The sequence below is a fragment of the Streptomyces sp. NPDC030143 genome, assembly GCF_055573695.1.
The window spans coordinates 26564-43370 of record NZ_JBVIAY010000027.1; the positions used below are offsets into that span (position 1 = coordinate 26564).

General features: G+C 73.2%; 14 protein-coding genes. 8 read left to right on the forward strand and 6 right to left on the reverse strand.

The window, feature by feature from the left end; all coding sequences use genetic code 11:
• Positions 1-194: 194 nt before the first annotated feature.
• The 3 genes from ACZ4YY_RS32210 to ACZ4YY_RS32220 form a co-directional block, all read right to left on the reverse strand.
• Complete coding sequence (locus tag ACZ4YY_RS32210; protein WP_468298338.1) at positions 195-1301, reverse strand: HAMP domain-containing sensor histidine kinase; 1107 nt, start codon at positions 1299-1301, stop codon at positions 195-197.
• Complete coding sequence (locus tag ACZ4YY_RS32215; RefSeq protein WP_264935759.1) at positions 1298-2038, reverse strand: response regulator transcription factor; 741 nt, start codon at positions 2036-2038, stop codon at positions 1298-1300. Before ACZ4YY_RS32215 ends, ACZ4YY_RS32210 begins: the two co-directional genes overlap by 4 nt.
• 121 nt (positions 2039-2159) lie before the next feature.
• Positions 2160-2837: a spermidine synthase family protein gene (locus tag ACZ4YY_RS32220; protein WP_468298340.1), complete on the reverse strand. Its 678-nt coding sequence runs from the start codon at positions 2835-2837 to the stop codon at positions 2160-2162.
• A gap of 245 nt (positions 2838-3082) precedes the next feature.
• Between ACZ4YY_RS32220 and ACZ4YY_RS32225 the strand changes: the two genes are divergently transcribed.
• Complete coding sequence (locus tag ACZ4YY_RS32225) at positions 3083-3874, forward strand: rhomboid-like protein (RefSeq protein WP_468298342.1); 792 nt, start codon at positions 3083-3085, stop codon at positions 3872-3874.
• Positions 3875-4090: 216 nt separating this feature from the next.
• Here ACZ4YY_RS32225 and ACZ4YY_RS32230 read toward each other — a convergent pair whose 3' ends face one another.
• Entirely contained in the window at positions 4091-4753 is a 663-nt protein-coding gene (locus ACZ4YY_RS32230) for a GNAT family N-acetyltransferase (RefSeq protein ID WP_468298344.1), read from the reverse strand.
• A 173-nt stretch (positions 4754-4926) separates the two neighbouring features.
• On the opposite strand from ACZ4YY_RS32230, the gene lon reads away from it, so the two are divergent.
• Positions 4927-7350, forward strand: coding sequence for an endopeptidase La (lon, locus tag ACZ4YY_RS32235; RefSeq protein ID WP_468298346.1), 2424 nt, complete (start codon positions 4927-4929; stop codon positions 7348-7350).
• A 174-nt stretch (positions 7351-7524) separates the two neighbouring features.
• The gene (locus tag ACZ4YY_RS32240) at positions 7525-8016 is read left to right on the forward strand and encodes a MarR family winged helix-turn-helix transcriptional regulator (protein ID WP_468298347.1); all 492 of its coding nucleotides are present in this window, start codon (positions 7525-7527) and stop codon (positions 8014-8016) included.
• A 308-nt stretch (positions 8017-8324) separates the two neighbouring features.
• Here the strand turns inward: ACZ4YY_RS32240 and ACZ4YY_RS32245 are convergent, their stop codons facing one another.
• On the reverse strand, positions 8325-9110 hold the full coding sequence (locus ACZ4YY_RS32245; RefSeq protein ID WP_468298349.1) for a protein phosphatase 2C domain-containing protein: 786 nt from the start codon (positions 9108-9110) through the stop codon (positions 8325-8327).
• 366 nt (positions 9111-9476) lie between these two features.
• Here ACZ4YY_RS32245 and ACZ4YY_RS32250 point away from each other — a divergent pair, with 366 nt between their 5' ends.
• From ACZ4YY_RS32250 to ACZ4YY_RS32270, 5 genes are read left to right on the forward strand one after another with little or no spacing between them, the layout of a single operon-like run.
• Positions 9477-12896 (forward strand): sensor histidine kinase, encoded by a 3420-nt coding sequence (locus ACZ4YY_RS32250; protein WP_468298351.1) that lies wholly within the window; start codon positions 9477-9479, stop codon positions 12894-12896.
• Positions 12893-13396 carry a roadblock/LC7 domain-containing protein gene (locus ACZ4YY_RS32255; protein ID WP_468298353.1) on the forward strand — a complete coding sequence of 168 codons (504 nt, stop codon included), beginning with the start codon at positions 12893-12895 and terminating at the stop codon, positions 13394-13396. The genes ACZ4YY_RS32250 and ACZ4YY_RS32255 overlap by 4 nt, the downstream gene beginning before the upstream one ends.
• Complete coding sequence (locus ACZ4YY_RS32260; protein ID WP_468298355.1) at positions 13393-13866, forward strand: DUF742 domain-containing protein; 474 nt, start codon at positions 13393-13395, stop codon at positions 13864-13866. The genes ACZ4YY_RS32255 and ACZ4YY_RS32260 overlap by 4 nt, the downstream gene beginning before the upstream one ends.
• A complete protein-coding gene (locus ACZ4YY_RS32265) occupies positions 13847-14494 on the forward strand; it encodes a GTP-binding protein (RefSeq protein ID WP_468298357.1) in 648 nt (215 codons plus the stop codon). The genes ACZ4YY_RS32260 and ACZ4YY_RS32265 overlap by 20 nt, the downstream gene beginning before the upstream one ends.
• 13 nt (positions 14495-14507) lie before the next feature.
• Positions 14508-15758: a styrene monooxygenase/indole monooxygenase family protein gene (locus tag ACZ4YY_RS32270; RefSeq protein WP_468298359.1), complete on the forward strand. Its 1251-nt coding sequence runs from the start codon at positions 14508-14510 to the stop codon at positions 15756-15758.
• Here ACZ4YY_RS32270 and ACZ4YY_RS32275 read toward each other — a convergent pair.
• A complete protein-coding gene (locus ACZ4YY_RS32275; RefSeq protein WP_468298361.1) occupies positions 15710-16804 on the reverse strand; it encodes a C40 family peptidase in 1095 nt (364 codons plus the stop codon). The two genes, ACZ4YY_RS32270 and ACZ4YY_RS32275, sit on opposite strands and share 49 nt — an antisense overlap.
• Between the last annotated feature and the right edge of the window lie 3 nt (positions 16805-16807).

The following is a 16807-nucleotide window of genomic DNA, read 5'->3' on the forward strand; positions in this document are numbered from 1 at the left end:
CGTGTTTCGGGGGTGGAAATGGCGGGAAACAAGCGCGGTTGCGCTGCGAAAGGGGTGCATCGACGCAGGTCGCGCACGCCGAGCGCGCGGACCGCGGCCGACCTGCGCCGGTGCTCTGCCTGATCACACGTGTCCACCAGCCGTTCGACGGCCCGGATGATCGTGGATCTTGTGGCTCCGGTCCGCACTTTACGTCAACTTGGCACGGATGGCTCTCCCGGAAGAGTGACAAGAATCCGGCAACCTCGCGTGGATTCGGCCACTCCGATCCTGCCCCCGTGGAGATCCACCGCCCAGCGGGCGATCGCCAGCCCCAGCCCCGTGCCGCCGTCGCTGCCCGGACCGTGCGGCCGGCGCACGGCACCCCGGTTGAACCGCTCGAAGACCCGGCGCCACTCCGACCGCGGGATGCCGGGCCCCTCGTCCAGGACCTCCAGCTCCAGCGACTCCGGCGTCGGGCCGCGCCGCGCCTTGACCGTCACCCGGCCGTGCGGCGGACTGTGCTTGACGGCGTTGTCGATGAGGTTGGCGACGACCTGGTGGATGCGCTCGGGATCCGCGTGCGCGGTCAACTCGGGCGGGGAGACGTCCAGATGCAGATGGACGTCCGTCCGGGTGTGGCTGCCGGAGCCGGACGCCATGCCCGCGCGCGCGGAGGCCACCATGTTGGCCTCCTTCAGCACCCCCGACAGGTACGGCCACACCTCGAAGCGCCGTCTGCGCAGCGGTACGACGCCGTTGTCGAGGCGGGAGAGGTCCAGGAGTGTCTCCACCAGACGTCCCAGCCGCTCGGTCTGCTTCAGGGCCGTGCGCATCGTCTCGGGGTCGGCCTCGGCGATGCCGTCGACCACGTTCTCCAGGACGGCGCGCAGACCCGCGATGGGTGTGCGCAGCTCGTGCGAGACGTTTGCCACCAGCTCCTTGCGCTGGTGGTCCTGCGCCTCCAGCTCGTCCGCCATGACGTTGATCGTCTGGGCCAGGTCGCCCAGCTCGTCACGGCGGTTCTCCCGCACCCGGCGGGTGTAGTCGCCGTGCGAGATGGATCGGGCGACCGTGTTCATCTCGTCGAGCGGGGCGGTGAGCGAATGCGCCACGAACTGCGTGATCAACAGTGTGGCGATCATCGAGAAGACCGTGATGAAGCGCAGTTCCGTCTTGGTGTGCACCGCGATCATCGACAGACCGGTGGTGATGAGCACGGAGATGACGACCAGCGCGCCCAGTTTGGTCTTGATCGAGAACGGTCGCACGCCGCCCCAGGGGCCCCCGGGGCCTCTCGGTCCGTCCGGCCCGCCGCTCATGGCGTCGGGGTCTCCAGCGCGTAGCCCACGCCGTGCACGGTGCGGATCCGCTCGGCGCCGATCTTCCTGCGCAGCGCCTTGATGTGGCTGTCGACGGTCCGGGTGCCGGAGGCGTCGGCCCAGTCCCACACCTCCGCCAGCAGCTGCTCGCGGGAGAGCACCGCGCGCGGGGTGTTCGCCAGGCAGACCAGCAGGTCGAACTCGGTGGGCGTGAGGTGCACGTCCTCGCTGCGCACCCGCACCCGGCGCTGCGCGTGGTCGATCTCCAGTTCGCCGAGACGCAGGATCCCGCTGCGCGGGGTCGTCGCGGCGAGCGCCGCCCGCTCCACGCGGCGCAGCAGCACGTGCACGCGCGCGGCCAGCTCCCGCATGGAGAACGGCTTGGTCATGTAGTCGTCGGCGCCGACGCCGAGCCCGACCAGCATGTCGGTCTCGTCGTCGCGCGCGGTAAGCATCAGCACCGGCACCGGACGCTGGGCCTGCACACGACGGCAGACCTCCAGACCGTCGAAGCCGGGCAGCATGATGTCGAGGATCAGCAGATCGGGCTGCCAGGCCTCCGCGGTGTCGACGGCCGCCGGGCCGTCACCCGCTGTTTGCACGAGGAATCCCTCGGCGCGCAGGCGGGCCGCGATGGCGTCGACGATCGTCGGGTCGTCCTCCACCACCAGGACGCGGCGCTGCGCGCCCGGGGTCGCCGTCGTCGTGCCGTTGTGCGAGGTGTGTGTCTGCTCCATCGCCCGCCCCTGAGGTGCTTTCCGGAATCAGTGGGGTGATCCCTTGTCTGCGCATGACTGCGGTTGACGCGTAAATGATCGGCGTCAGGGCAGCAGCGTACGGGGAGTCACCGCGGCTTTGCTATCCAGGTCGGACGGCGAGATGTACGACGTCCGGCACTCCTCGGGCAACCGGGATCTCTTCGGTACGCACCTGCTGGAACCCGGCATTCCCCAAGGTTCCCTCGAATTCCGGAGACGGCTGCGCGGACCATACCGCCAGTACCCCGCCGGGTCTCAACACCCGTGCGCAGCTTGCCAGTCCGGCCGGGGAGTAGAGGCCGTCGTTGCCCTCCGTGACGGTCCAGTCCGGGCCGTTGTCGATGTCCAGGCACAGCGCGTCGAACGTGTCGGATGTCTCATTGACGTAGGCGAGCAGATCCGCTTCCACGATCTTCGTGCGCGGATCGGCGAGGGCGGGGCCGGACACCGCGGACAGCGGCCCGCCGAGGTGCCAGTCGATGACGGCGGCTTCGCGCTCGACGACGGTGAGGGCGCCCCAGCGGGGATCGGCGGCGGCGTGGACCAGGGAGAAGCCGACGCCCAGGCCGCCGATCAACGCCTTCGGCGCAGGGCGGTCGTCGAGGGCCGCCAGGGCGGCGTCGACGAGCAGGCGTTCGGAGCGGCCGTCGGAGGTGTCCATCAGGAAGCAGCCGTTGGCGATGATCTGGAGCAGTTCCCCGTGCCGGCGCAGGACGACCTCGCCGTACGGGCCCTCACGACGGTCCAGGACTTCGGGCATGTCGTAGGAGACGGGCATCGGCCCATCTTGGCAGTTTCCCCGACGGACCGTTGAGGAAATACGGGCGGGCCGCTCGCGCGGACGTGGTCCGGTGCGCGGGTCCGACGTGGCCGGCGTCGCGGGCGGCGCGGCGAAGCTGTCGGGAAGCTGCCAGGTTGCTGTGAATCGGCCTGCGCGTGGCGTCGGTCACAGACACCGGGGCGTTACCCGCGAAGGGTTGGGGGTAAGTCGGAGCCAGTCCGCCCTGGAAGGAGCGCCTCGCGGTGGAACGTCCGGTGGAGCGTGCGGCGGACCGCACGGATGAGCGCGCGGCGACGGCCGAGGCGTTCCCCGAGGTCTCGGGCCTGCTGGACGGGATCCCCCGCCAGCGCGGTCCCGCCGGGTCCCCCTCGCCGGCCGTCGGGAGCGGACCCCGCCCGCGCCCCTGGCGGCTGCTCCCCACCCCCGTCGGCACGCCCTTCACCTTCGCCTACGCCGTCGTCCTCGCCGTGACGTCCTATGTCGCCGCCCACGCCGACGCCGCGCTCGTGCAGCAACTGCACCAGGGGTCGAGCACGGACGTGGCCCACCTGCTCCGAGCGCCGGTTCAGGTGCTCTTGGCCAGCGCGCTGTGGATCGCGGGCGGCTTCGCCTCGCCGTTCACCGTGGGCTTCCTGCTCGTGCTGACCGCGCTGGAGCGGCGCGTCGGAGGTCTGCGCACGGCGGGCGTGTTCCTGCTCGGACACGTCCTGGCCACCCTCGCCACCGAGGTGCCCGTCGGCCTCGCCGTCCTCGTGGGCCACCTGCCCGAGAGCTCCCTGCACCGCCTGGACTACGGCATCAGCTTCGGCGTCGCCGCGAGCACCGGGGCGCTGGCCGGCCTGCTCACCCCCTGGCTGCGGTGGCCGCTCCTCGCCGCCTTCGGCGCCCTGCTGGTCCAGGGCCTGCTCGCCTTCACCGACCCGATGACCGACTGGGGCCACATGATCGCCCTCATCATCGGCATCGCCACCTGGCCGTGGCTGCGGCGGGCCCGCGGGCGGACGGTGGGGGCCGGGGCGGTCCAGGTGCGCTGATCGCGAGCGGCGCGACGGCGGGCGGGCTCGGTCCCGGCGAAGAGCTCCGGTGTTTCACTCCGCTCGCGCTCGCCGACGCTGAGGCCTCGGCCCGACCGCCGCCGTTGCGGTTCCGCTCCGCCCGCAGCCTCGGTCACCGCCGTTCAGGTCTTGCCCCGGCCGCCGCCGTCATGCCTCGCTCCGGCCACATCCCTCAGGCCCTCCGGCGCGCGCCCCTCACGCCCGCCCCCGACCGTCGAACCTCGCGCTGGTCAACGGGGCCACCGTGGTCCACCCCACCGACTCGTACAGCCGCCGCCCGGCCGGTGTCCCCGCCAGGACCCCCCGTTCCGCGCCCTCCGCCGCGGCAGCCGACCCGAGGGTGTGCATGATCACGCCGCCCAGGCCGCGGCGGCGGTGGTCGGGGGCCGTCTCGATCTGGTCGGCGACGGCCGTGGCGCCGGTCGGGGCGATCTGGCCGCGGGCCGCCAGGGAACCGTCGGGGGCGGTGATCAGGGCGCGGACGACGCCGCCGCGCGTCCAGTGGCGCAGGCGGTAGCCGGCCGGAGGGGGTACGGGGGCGCTCCGCCCCTGCAACGGCACCGTCATCAGCCAGCCGGGCTCCGGGTCCACCCACCAGCCCTCGCCCAGCCAGCCCCCGACCTCGGCCGGGTCGCGGAACGCCTTGAGCCACACACCGGCCCCCGTCACCCCGTCCGCGACGGCGCGCACGTCCTCCTCCTCGACCTCCGTGCCGACGCCGGCGAAGACGTGCCGGGACACCTGCCCCGGCTGCCCCACGTCCACGGTGAAGCCCCACGGCTCGGGCACCGGCGGAGCCGCCCCGCGCGACACGACCCAGCCGTCCACCCATGCCCGTACCGTGCCGCTGCCGCTCACGGCGCCTCCGTAATAGTCATAATCATTGTTCGGGTATTACGTGGAGGACGATAGGCGGCCCGGGCGTCCCCGCGGCAGACGTGATCGCTGAGAGCGAACGGGGGTCGGGGAACAATCGATCGCTCTCGTGCATTGAGTCGGCATAACTCAACTTGACTGCCGAAGGGGAGATCATGGCTGCTGAGTCCGCAGCGTTCACACCGCTCACCCTGCCCGTGCTGCCGCTCGACGACGAAGTGGTGCTGCCCGGGATGGTGGTTCCGCTGGACCTGAGCGACGCCGATGTGCGGGCCGCCGTGGAGGCCGCCCAGGCCGCCGCCCGGTCGGAGCCCGGCAAGCCCAGGGTGCTCCTGGTGCCTCGCCTCGACGGGACCTACGCGAGCACCGGCGTGCTCGGCACGGTCGAGCAGGTCGGCCGGCTGGCCGACGGCGACCCGGGCGCCCTCATCCGCGGCCGTGGCCGTGTGCGCATCGGCGCCGGCACCACGGGGCCCGGGGCGGCGCTGTGGGTGGAGGGCACCAGGATCGACGAGACCGTGCCCGAGCCCCTGCCCGGGCAGGTCGCGGAGCTGGTCAAGGAGTACAAGGCCCTCGCCACCGCCTGGCTGCGCAAGCGTGGTGCCTGGCAGGTCGTCGACCGCGTCCAGGCCATCGACGACGTCTCCGCCCTCGCCGACAACTCCGGCTACTCGCCCTTCCTGACCACCGAGCAGAAGGTGGAACTCCTGGAGACGGCCGATCCGGTCGCCCGCCTCCGGCTCGCCACCCAGCAACTGCGCGACCACCTCGCCGAGCAGGACGTCGCCGAGACCATCGCCAAGGACGTCCAGGAGGGCGTCGACAAGCAGCAGCGCGAGTTCCTGCTGCGGCGCCAGCTGGAGGCCGTCCGCAAGGAGCTGCGCGAGCTGAACGGCGAGACGGAGGGCGAGGAGTCCGACGACTACCGCGCCCGCGTCGAGGCCGCCGACCTGCCGGAGAAGGTCCGCGAGGCCGCGCTCAAGGAGGTCGGCAAGCTGGAGCGGGCGAGCGACCAGTCGCCCGAGGGCTCCTGGATCCGCACCTGGCTCGACACCGTCCTCGAGCTGCCGTGGAACGAACGGACCGAGGACTCCTACGACATCCGCGGCGCCAAGGCCGTCCTCGACGCCGAGCACGCCGGTCTGGAGGACGTGAAGGAGCGCATCACCGAGTACCTCGCGGTGCGCAAGCGGCGCGGCGACCGCGGCCTCGGCGTGGTCGGCGGGCGGCGCGGCGGTGCCGTGCTCGCCCTGGTGGGCCCGCCCGGCGTGGGCAAGACGAGCCTCGGCCAGAGCGTCGCGCACGCCATGGGCCGCAAGTTCGTCCGCGTCGCCCTCGGCGGCGTCCGCGACGAGGCCGAGATCCGGGGCCACCGGCGCACCTACGTCGGCGCGCTGCCCGGCCGGATCGTCCGCGCCGTCAAGGAGGCCGGCTCGATGAACCCGGTCGTGCTGCTCGACGAGATCGACAAGGTGGGCTCCGACTTCCGCGGCGACCCGGCCGCCGCCCTGCTGGAGGTGCTGGACCCGGCGCAGAACCACACCTTCCGGGACCACTACCTGGAGGTGGAGCTGGACCTCAGCGACGTGGTCTTCCTCGCCACCGCCAACGTGCTCGAGGCCATCCCGGAGGCCCTGCTCGACCGCATGGAGCTGGTCCGCCTGGACGGGTACACCGAGGACGAGAAGGTCGTCATCGCCCGAGACCACCTGCTCCCGCGCCAGTTGGAGCGGGCCGGTCTGGACGCGGACGAGGTGACCCTCGACGAGAGCGCGCTGCGCAAGCTGGCCGGCGAGTACACGCGTGAGGCCGGCGTGCGCAACCTCGAGCGGTCCGTCGCCCGGCTGCTGCGCAAGGTGGCCGCCCAGCACGAACTGGGCGAGCGCGAGCTGCCGTTCACCGTCCGCGACGAGGACCTGCGCGCGCTGATCGGACGGCCGCACCACGTGCCCGAGTCCGCACAGGACCCGGCCGAGCGGCGCACCTCCGTACCGGGCGTGGCCACCGGCCTCGCGGTCACGGGCGCCGGCGGCGACGTGCTCTACGTGGAGGCCTCGCTGGCCGACCCGGAGACCGGCGCGGCCGGCCTGACCCTGACCGGACAACTCGGTGACGTGATGAAGGAGTCGGCGCAGATCGCGCTGAGCTTCCTGCGCTCGCACGGCGCCGAACTGGAACTGCCGGTGGGCGACCTGAAGGACCGGGGCGTGCACATCCACTTCCCGGCGGGCGCGGTCCCCAAGGACGGCCCGAGCGCCGGCATCACGATGACGACGGCCCTCGCGTCCCTCCTCTCCGGGCGACTGGTGCGCACGGACGTGGCGATGACCGGCGAGGTGTCGCTCACCGGCCGGGTCCTGCCCATCGGAGGCGTGAAGCAGAAGCTGCTCGCCGCGCACCGCGCCGGGGTGACCACCGTGATCATCCCCAAGCGCAACGAGCCGGACCTGGACGACGTGCCGAGCGAGGTGCTGGACACACTCGACGTCCATGCCGTCACCGACGTCCGCCAGGTCCTGGAGCTGGCGCTCTCCCCCGCGACGAACGGGGCGGCGCCGGAGGTTCCGGTCGCGGCGTGACGGACGCGGCCGGAAACAGGGAGACCCGGGTCCCCGTGAGGAGGCCCGGGCTCTCGCCGCGGACGCCCCGCGGGCGGCACGGGCATGCCGTCCCGGGCGGACCCGGTGGCGAGCCACCGGTGCAGACCTACGCACGTAGAATCAGGTGCGGGCAACCGGATCAGGAGTGCTGACGTGCACGAGGGCGCAAACGGCGACGGACGCGGCGGCGCGTCCGAGACGCTGCCGAGCGGTGTGGACCAGGAATTCCTGTCGCTGGAGCGGGAGCTGACGGTGCTGCTGCGCCGTGCCCGGGCCAACCAGGGGGAGATGGCCCGCGAGGTCCACCCCGACCTGGAGTCCGCCGCGTACGGGCTCCTCGTGCGGCTGGAGGAGTGCGGACGCCAGCGGGCGACGGAACTCGCCGCCTACATCGGCGTCGGCAAGGCCACCATGTCGCGCCAGTTGCGCGCCCTGGAGCAGCTCGGCCTCGTCGCCCGCGAGCCGGACCCGGCGGACGGCCGGGCCTGGCTGGTCGACCTGACCCAGGAGGGCCGCACCCGGGTCGGTCGGGTCCGCGAGGCCCGCCGCGCCCGGTACGTCAGCCAGCTCTCCCACTGGGACCGCGGCGAGATCGCCGAGCTGGCGCGACTGCTGCACCAGCTCAACCGGGGCATGGCCCGGTAGCCGCCGGCCCGACCGCCCCGCGCCCCCCGGCGCCTGCCCGTGATCGCTCAGGGTCCCCTGGCGGCTGCCCCGGATCGCTCCCCGTCCCCCGGCGCCTGCCCGTGATCGCTCAGCGCCCCTTGGCGGCTGCCCCGGATCGCCCGGCGGCTGCCCTCCGATCACCCGCGACCGGCCCGCGCCCCTGCCGAGGGCTGGCCCCTTGACCGCCCCGCGCCCCCGAGGGCTGGCCCCTTGACCGCTCCGTGGCCGCCCGCGCCCCGCCTGCCCTCGATCGCCCCGTGGCCGTCCCGGGGCCACCCCGTGGGGGCTCACCACTCCACGTACACGGCCGTCGCGTCGTCGTGGGTCTTGCCGCGGCCCAGGTGGGCGCGGGCCGTGTCCGCCCGCTCCAGTTCGCGGACACGCTTCACCAGGGCCCCCGGGCCCGCCTTGCGGACGTAGGTGAACAGGTCCGTCCAGTCGCCCTCGCGGAACGTCTCCACCCAGCGCGTCGCCCCGTCGGTCAGTGCGGCCAGCGACGCCACCCGCGCGCGCGGGACGCTCCCGGTCACAGCGCGGGCGGCCACCGCCGGATCCGCGCCGGCCGTGAAGAAGCCGCCTTCCCGGTTGCGGGCCCGCGCGTTGCAGATCTCCTCGCTCGCCAGCAGCGCGCGGGGCAGACGGGCGAGGCGGTCGTCCAGGACCGGGGTGACCGCGCCGTCGGGCGAGGCCAGCAACAGGACCGAGTCGCACAGCACCAGGTACTCGACCGTCTCCGGCGTCCACCGCGCGAGAGCCACGGTCGCCTGAGGGGTGCGCGGGTGAGAAAGGTCACAGGTTGCGGCATGGGCGTCGGAGGTACGCGCGATGGCGCGGGCCAACGCCTCGACCAGGGGAACATCCGGGAGCGAAACGGTCAGTTCGGTCAGGGCCCCGCCAAGACGCGCGGTGTACCAGGAGACCGAATGCAGACAGCCCGTGCCGCCCGACGGCGCCGTCACGCCGTCGAGGACGACGAGCGAACCGCCCTGTCCGCAGGCGGGAAGTCCGACGCTCGCGAAGTCCTCGTTGGGATGCGCCCGGTCACCGGGCTCCGACACAAGTTCCGTCCGCATCCGGCCAGTCTGCACGACCCCTTCACGCTCTGCGCAAAAGGCCTGCATCGCTCCCCGGACCGGTGCGCCCACGCAGGTCAGACGCCTGCTTTGGGAGGGAATGAAGCACTCCGGGAAGACGTGGCGGCGAATACTGCCAAAGCCCGCCGCCCACGTCCAACCGGCCGTGCGCGCAAGGCCGCCGCACACGCCGGAGGAACTTGCCCGCCAACTCCCCTCCGAGGTTCACTCCTTCGGGTGGCGGGGCAGGCGATGCGCGGCCCGTGCCCACCGGCACTGGGAGGGTCGGGAACCGTACCGGACGTACGCGCCAGTTGACGGAGCGTCATCCGGCCCATGGGTAACGAATCAGGAATGCGAGCACCGGTGCAGAAGACGCGGCCTCGGCGCACAGGCAGCAAGACGGCCTCCGAGGGGGGCGCGGAGCGCACCCCCGTCGGCAAGGGCCGCCCGACCCACGTACGCAACCGGCTGATCGTCGCGGTCGCCGTGGTGGCCGCCGCCATCGCCGGCGCCGGCGCTCCCTCCGTGCTCGCCGCCTCCGGGCAGCTCAAGGACTCCCAGGATCTGGTGACCCTGGCCGAGCGCACGCAGGACGCCCTGGCGCTCGCCCAGTCGATCGCCGACGAGCGCGACGAGGTCACCCTCTACGTCGCCGCCGGCCGGACCAGGGCCGCGGCGCCCCCGGCGCAGTCCGGGGCCCGCGTCGACCGGCAGGTGCGGGAGCTGACCGCCCACACCGACACGTCCGCCGCGCTGCGCAGCGCCCTGAACGGTCTCACCGCCGTCCGTCAGGCCGCCCTCACCGGCAGGAGCACCGCCCTCCAGGCCCACCAGGCCTACTCGGCCGCCATCACCGCGCTGCACGGTCTCGCCGAGGACCTCGCGGAGCAGATGCCGCCCCGCGCGGGCTCCGGCGCCTTCGCCCTCGCCGAGCTGGACACCGCCGTCCAGCAGGCCGCCGCCGCCCGCGGGCTGCTGCTCGCCGCGCTGAGCGTGCCGACGAGCACCGAGAGCGTCTACGACCCGGAGACCGGCCGGATGGCCGACAGGACCGTCTCCTCCGAGGCCGACACCGAGCGGCGCGACGCCCTCACCGCCGCCGCCCAGCAGGCCCGCCTGCGCTCCGACGCGGCCCTCACCGCCTTCCGCGAGGGCGCCCCCGAAGCGGTGGTCGCCTCCTACGACTCCACCGTCACCGGCGGCGAGGTCGAGACCGCCGACACGTATCTGGCGAACCTCACCGACCAGCCGGCGCTCGACGACGACGAACTCGACACCAGCGCCAAGAAGGTCGACGCGGCACTCTCCGCCCGGGTCGACCTGATGCGCGGCGTCGAGTCGTCCTTCTACGACAAGCGCACCAAGGACCTCGCCCAGCTGCGCGACGACGACGTCACCGCGCTGGAGATCCGCGTCGCCCTCCTCGGCGCCCTGATGCTGGTCGCCGTCGGCGTCGCCACCGCCATGGCCCGCAGCCTCACGCGTCCGCTCGCCGTCCTGCGGCTGGGTTCGGCGCGGCTGGCCGGCGCGGAGAACCCGGCGGTCGAGGAACCGGTGCGGTTCACCGGGCGCAACGACGAGTTCGCCCAGGTCGTGCGTTCCGTCAACGCCCTGCACGAGCACGCCGTGGCGCTCCACGAACGCGTCGCCACCCTGGAGTCCGACCGCAAGCACCTCGTCGGGCAGCGCCAGAAGATGGCCGACGCCCGCGAGGAACTGCGCGCCGAACTCGCCGACGCCGCCGAGCGGCTGGAGCGGCTGCGGGGCTCCATCACGGGCACCTTCGTCAACCTGTCCCTGCGCACTCTCGGTCTCGTCGAGCGGCAACTCGCCGTCATCGAGGGCCTGGAGGAGCGCGAGCAGGACCCCGACCGGCTGGCCACCCTGTTCAAGCTCGACCACTTCGCCACGGTCATGCGCCGGCACAGCGAGAACCTGCTGGTCCTCGCCGGCACGGAACACGTCCAGCAGCACGCGGGTCCGATCCCGCTCGTGGACGTCGTGCGGGCCGCCGTCAGCGAGATCGAACGCTACGAACGCGTCCGCATCTCCGCCCTGCCGCCGCACGCGCACGTGGCCGGCTTCGCCGCCGACGACCTCTCCCACCTGCTGGCCGAACTCATGGAGAACGCCACCTCGTTCTCCCCGCCGGACCTGCCCGTCGAGGTCTCCGGCTGGCTCCTGGAGAACGGCGAGGTCATGCTCTCCGTCCAGGACGAGGGCATCGGCATGACCGAGGAGCGGCTCACCCGCCTGAACTCCCGCCTCACCGCGTTCGACCCGGAAAGCCCCTACGACCAGGAAGGCGAGGAGGGCCTCGGGCTCGGCCTGTACGTCGTGGCGCGGCTCGCCCACCGGCACGGGGTGCGCGTGCAGTTGCGCGAGCAGAAGCAGGGTGGGGTCGCCGCGGTCGTCGTCCTGCCGACGCCGTTGCTCTCCGCCGCGCCGGCCGCCGTGAACCCGACGTCCGCGCCCGCCGCGTCGGCCGTCCCCGGCGTCTCGCTCCCGGGTGCGGACGCGGAGGCCAACTCCAACGTCCTGCCCGGCCGCCCCAAGCCGGGCGCGGACCCCCTGGTCGCCCTCGCGGAGAACGCCGTCCGCACGGCCGAGACGGACCCGCGGCCTCCGGCGGAGTCGCCGGCCGACACCGGGACGGCAACTCCCCGTGGCCACACCGATTCCCCGCGCGACACCGACGCCACCCCGGCCGGTGCCGACGCCACCCCGGCCGGTGCCGACGCCACCCCGGCCGGTGCCGACGCCACCCCGGCCGGTGCCGAGGCCGAGCCGGTCGGGACCTTCGCCGACGCCTCGGCCGACACCCGCGCCGGAGTCCCGGCCGAGTCCCCGGCGGACATCTGGACCGGCGGCCGCGTCGACTCCCCGGCCGGTGCCGAAGCCGGCTTCCCGGCCGGTGCCGACGCGGGCTCCCCGGCCGGTGCCGACGCCGAGCCGGTCGGGACCTACGCCGACGCCTCGGCCGACACCCGCGCCGGAGTCCCGGTCGAGTCCCCGGCCGAGACCACGATGGAGCTCCTGCTGCCGGAGCTGCAAGGGGAAGCGGACGGTGAGGAGGCGGAAGGGGCCACGGGCCGCGCACCCGCACCCGCGTTCGCCGACGGCGAGGCCGTCGCACGGGAGGCCGCCGCACGCGTGGCCACCGCACAGGAGGCCGCGACCCATGTGGCCGTCCCCGAGCCGGCCGCCCCGCGCGAGGCCGGCACCCGCGAGGTCTCCCCGAGGGAGGGCGCCGCACGGGAGGCGTCCGCACAGCTGGTCGTCCCCGAGTCGGCCGCCCTCCAGGAGGCCGCCCCCGAGCCGGCCGCCCCGCAGGGGGCCGCCCCCGAGACGGCCGCCCCGCAGGGGGCCGCCCCCGAGACGGCCGACCGCGGGCAGGACGTCTCACATCAGGACGTCTCACAGGTGGTCGCCCCGCAGGAGGCCATCCCGCCGCACCCCGCCGCGGGCGAGGCCGGCGCCGAGCACGCGCGTACGCCGGACGCTCCGGAGGAACCGCTCACGGACAAGGGCCTCCCGAAGCGCACGCCCAAGATCACCGCCAGCGCCCCGGCCCCGCGTCAGCGGACCGGGTCCGTCGACGCCGAAGCACTCCGCCGCCGTCTGGGCGGCTTCCGCCGGGGGGCGGAGGCCGGGTACCGCGACGTCGAGGTGGAGATCGCCGAACAGACGGCCCAGAACAAGGCACCCGCACCGCAAGAAGCACACGCACACGCACATGCCGAAGAAGACACGGGGGGCACAGTCGAGGAGGCAAGCAGTTGACCGCGCCCAGTACCTTCGGACTGAGCAGTGAAGCCCGTAACCTGCACTGGCTGTTGACCAACCTGGTGGAGGAAGTGCCCGGCATCCAGTCCGTCGCGGTCGTCTCCTCCGACGGCCTGCTCCTGCTCTCCTCGGACGCGGGGCGCAACGACGCCGCCCGCCGCGCCCAGGGAGCCAGACCCACCGGCCCGCGCGGCTCCTCCGCCGACCTCGCCACCATCGTCTCCGGCATCGGCAGCCTCACCATCGGGGCCGCCAAGCTCATGGAGTTCGGCGGAGTGAAGCACACCATGATCGCCATGGACGAGGGCAGCCTGTTCGTGATGTCGATCAGCGACGGCTCCCTGCTCGGCGTCCACGGCTCCGCCGACTGCGACATGAGTGTGGTGGCGTACCACATGGCCCTCTTCGTGGGCCGCGCCGGACACGTCCTGACCCCGGAGCTGCGCAGCGAGCTGAGGCAGTCGCTGGAGTCCGTGACGGCGGGGGGCGCCCGATGAGCAGCTCCCGGAAGCCGCAGACGCCGCCGCACCGCGGGCAGCTTCCGGTGCGCGGCGGCGACCGCCGGCCCGCCCGGGTCCGCCCCTACTCGCTGACCGGCGGGCGTACCCGCTTCGGTCACGTCCTCCTCGTGGAGACGTTCGTGGCGACCACGGCCGAGCTCGAGGCGCCCGAGGAGCGCAAGGAGCTGACCGGGGGCACCGCCCGCGCCATCGGCGGTGGGGACGGTCTCCTCACCACCCGGGTCATGCCGGAGATGCGGGCCATCGTCGAACTGTGCCGCCGCATGCGCACGGTGGCCGAGATCGCCGCGCTGCTGAGGATGCCGCTCGGTGTGGTCCGGGTGCTCCTCAGCGACCTCGCGGACCAGGGAAAGATCCGTGTGTACGGCACCGGGACCGGTCACGGTACGGGCCGTCCCGACCGCGCTCTGCTGGAAAGGGTGCTGAGTGGACTCCGTCGTCTCTGACGCCGACCCCTCCTTCGGCGTGTCACCCCTCGTCGACGAACCCGACGAGGACCTGAAGTCCTGGCAGACGGACCGCACCCGCGCCCCGGTGGCCACCAAGATCGTTGTCGCGGGCGGCTTCGGTGTCGGCAAGACGACCCTGGTCGGCACCGTCTCGGAGATCACGCCCCTCCAGACGGAGGCGCTGATGACCGAGGCCAGTGAGGAGACGGACGACCTCACCGGCACCCCGGACAAGGTCACCACCACGGTCGCCATGGACTACGGCCGCATCACGCTCGACGACGACCTGGTGCTCTACCTGTTCGGCACGCCGGGCCAGCAGCGGTTCTGGTTCATGTGGGACGACCTGGTGCGCGGCGCGATCGGCGCGGTCGTCCTCGCCGACACGCGCCGGCTGAAGGACTGCTTCCCCGCGCTGGACTACTTCGAGAGCTGCGGGCTGCCGTACGTCGTCGCCGTCAACCACTTCGACGGCAGCGTGCTGTTCGAACCGGAGGACGTGCGCGAGGCCCTCACCATTCCTCCGCACGTGCCTGTCATGATCATGGATGCGCGTCGCCGGATCTCCGTGATCGAGACCCTCCTGGCCCTGGTGGGCCACGCGCTCGACGAAACCCCCGAGTAGGAGACACCCCCGCATGCGGAAGATACTCGTCGTCGGAGCCGGCCAGTCCGGACTCCAGCTCGCCCTCGGCCTCCAGCCGCACGGGTACGAGGTCACCCTGATGTCCAACCGGACCGCGGACGAGATCCGCTCCGGCCGGGTGATGTCGACGCAGTGCATGTTCCACACGGCACTCCAGCACGAGCGCGACCTCCAGCTGAACTTCTGGGAGCCGCAGGCCCCGAAGATCGAGGGGCTCGGCGTCTCCGTGGCCGCTCCCGGCTCGCACGACCCGGGCCCCACCCAGCGCGCGATCGACTGGCTGGGCCGGCTCGACGGCCACGCCCAGTCGGTCGACCAGCGCGTGAAGATGGCCGGCTGGATGGAGACCTTCGCCCAGCGCGGCGGCCAGCTGGTGATCCACGGCGCGGCCGTCTCCGACCTGGACTACTTCTCCCGTGCCTACGACCTCGTGCTGGTCTCGGCGGGCAAGGGTGAGCTCGTGCAGATGTTCGCCCGCGACCCCGAGCGGTCCCCGTACAGCGAGCCGCAGCGCGCGCTGGCCGTGTCGTACGTGCACGGCCTCGGCCCGCGCCCGGAGCACCCGGAGCTGGAAGCGGTGCGCTGCAACCTGGTCCCCGGTGTCGGCGAGCTGTTCGTCATGCCGACGCTGACCACGTCCGGCCGCGCCGACATCCTCTTCTGGGAGGGCATACCCGGCGGCCCGCTCGACGTCTTCAACGGCGTCAAGGACCCGGCGGAGCACCTCTCCCTGACGCTCCGGCTCATGGAGAAGTTCACGCCCTGGGAGTACGCGCGGGCCACCAGGGTCGAACTGACCGACGCGGGCGGCGTGCTGTCCGGCCGCTACGCACCCACCGTCCGCAACCCGGTCGGCCGGCTGCCCGGCGGCGGCCTGGTGCTCGGCGTCGCCGACGTGGTCGTCGCGAACGACCCGATCACCGGGCAGGGCTCCAACTCGGCGTCCAAGTGTGCGGCCGCCTACCTCGCCTCCATCCTCGAGCGCGGGGAGAAGGAGTTCGACGAGGAGTGGATGCGGGCCACGTTCGACCGGTACTGGGACACGGCCCGGCACGTCACCAAGTGGACCAACGCCATGCTGTCGCCGCCGCCGGAGCACATCCTGAACCTCATCGGGGCGGCGGGCCAGGTCCAGCCGGTGGCTGATCGTTTCGCCAACGGCTTCGACGACCCCTCGGACTTCGAGAACTTCTTCTACGAGCCGGCGAGGACGGAGGCGTACCTCGGGTCGTTCGCTGCCTGATCCGGGCGAACGGCCCCCAGGATCGGGTGGGACGCGATCGGGGAGACCTTGACCCTGTCCCCGGGACGGGGGGCCTGGATCACCCTGCCCCCGCCGATGTACATCGCCACATGGGTGGCGTCGGGGAAGTAGATCACCAGGTCGCCGGGGCGCAGCTCCTTGAGCGGGACCTTCGGCAGACGGGCCCACTGTTCCTGGCTGGTGCGCGGGATGGGGGAGCCGGCCGCCCGCCACGCCTCGGAGGTCAGGCCCGAGCAGTCGTAGGACGCCGGTCCCTCCGCGCCCCACTCGTACGGCTTGCCGAGCTGACGTGTGGCGTAGCGGACCGCGCGGACGCCCCCGCCGGAGGGGTTGCGGTCGTCGCTCAGGGCGCCGGAGGCCACGAGGTCCCGCTGGGCCCGGGCGACGCCGCCGCGCTCCAGTTCGGCGAGCGCGGTGAGCTGGGCGGCGGTGAGGGAGGCGAGCAGTGCCTCGACCGCGCCGAGCCGACGGCGTACGTCGTCGCGCTCCTTCTTGCGGCGCTCGGTGAGGGTGAGCTGCGCGTCGAGGGCGGCCCGTGCCCGGCGGGCCAGTCCGTCGGCCTTGCGTTCGCTGCCCTCCAGCCGCCCCACCGTCTCGGCCCGCTCGCGCGCCAACTGCCCGATCACATGGCCCTGGTCGAGGGCGTGCTGCGGGTCGCGGGCGAGCAGCAGCCGTACGTAGGGGGAGATGTCGGTGCTGCCCTGGTACTGCTGGCGGGCGAGCCGGCCGGCCGCGCCCCGGCTCTCGTGCAGGGTCAGCCGGGTCCGCGCCAGCTGGTCCCGGAGCCGGTCGGCCTCGGCCCGGCGCTCCTTCAGCCGCTCCTCGGTGGCGTTGTAGGTCTCGGTGGCCCGCTCCGCCTCCCGGTACAGCCGCTGAAGGTCCGTCAGCAGCTCGGCCACCGTGCGCCCGCCGGACGCCTCGGGGGGTTCGGGCACCGCCCCGGCCACCGTGGGGGTCAGCAGGACCTGTACGGCCAGCGCCGTCGTGCAGACCGTACCGACCAGACGCAGCAACCTTCCTGACACGCC

Bases quoted from the DNA above. Each gene is read 5' to 3' on its own strand.
- ACZ4YY_RS32210 (WP_468298338.1), bottom strand. From the start codon at position 1,301: ATGAGCGGCGGGCCGGACGGACCGAGAGGCCCCGGGGGCCCCTGGGGC.
- ACZ4YY_RS32215 (WP_264935759.1), bottom strand. From the start codon at position 2,038: ATGGAGCAGACACACACCTCGCACAACGGCACGACGACGGCGACCCCG.
- ACZ4YY_RS32220 (WP_468298340.1), bottom strand. From the start codon at position 2,837: ATGCCCGTCTCCTACGACATGCCCGAAGTCCTGGACCGTCGTGAGGGC.
- lon (WP_468298346.1), top strand. From the start codon at position 4,927: ATGGCTGCTGAGTCCGCAGCGTTCACACCGCTCACCCTGCCCGTGCTG.
- ACZ4YY_RS32245 (WP_468298349.1), bottom strand. From the start codon at position 9,110: ATGCGGACGGAACTTGTGTCGGAGCCCGGTGACCGGGCGCATCCCAAC.
- ACZ4YY_RS32260 (WP_468298355.1), top strand. From the start codon at position 13,393: ATGAGCAGCTCCCGGAAGCCGCAGACGCCGCCGCACCGCGGGCAGCTT.
- ACZ4YY_RS32270 (WP_468298359.1), top strand. From the start codon at position 14,508: ATGCGGAAGATACTCGTCGTCGGAGCCGGCCAGTCCGGACTCCAGCTC.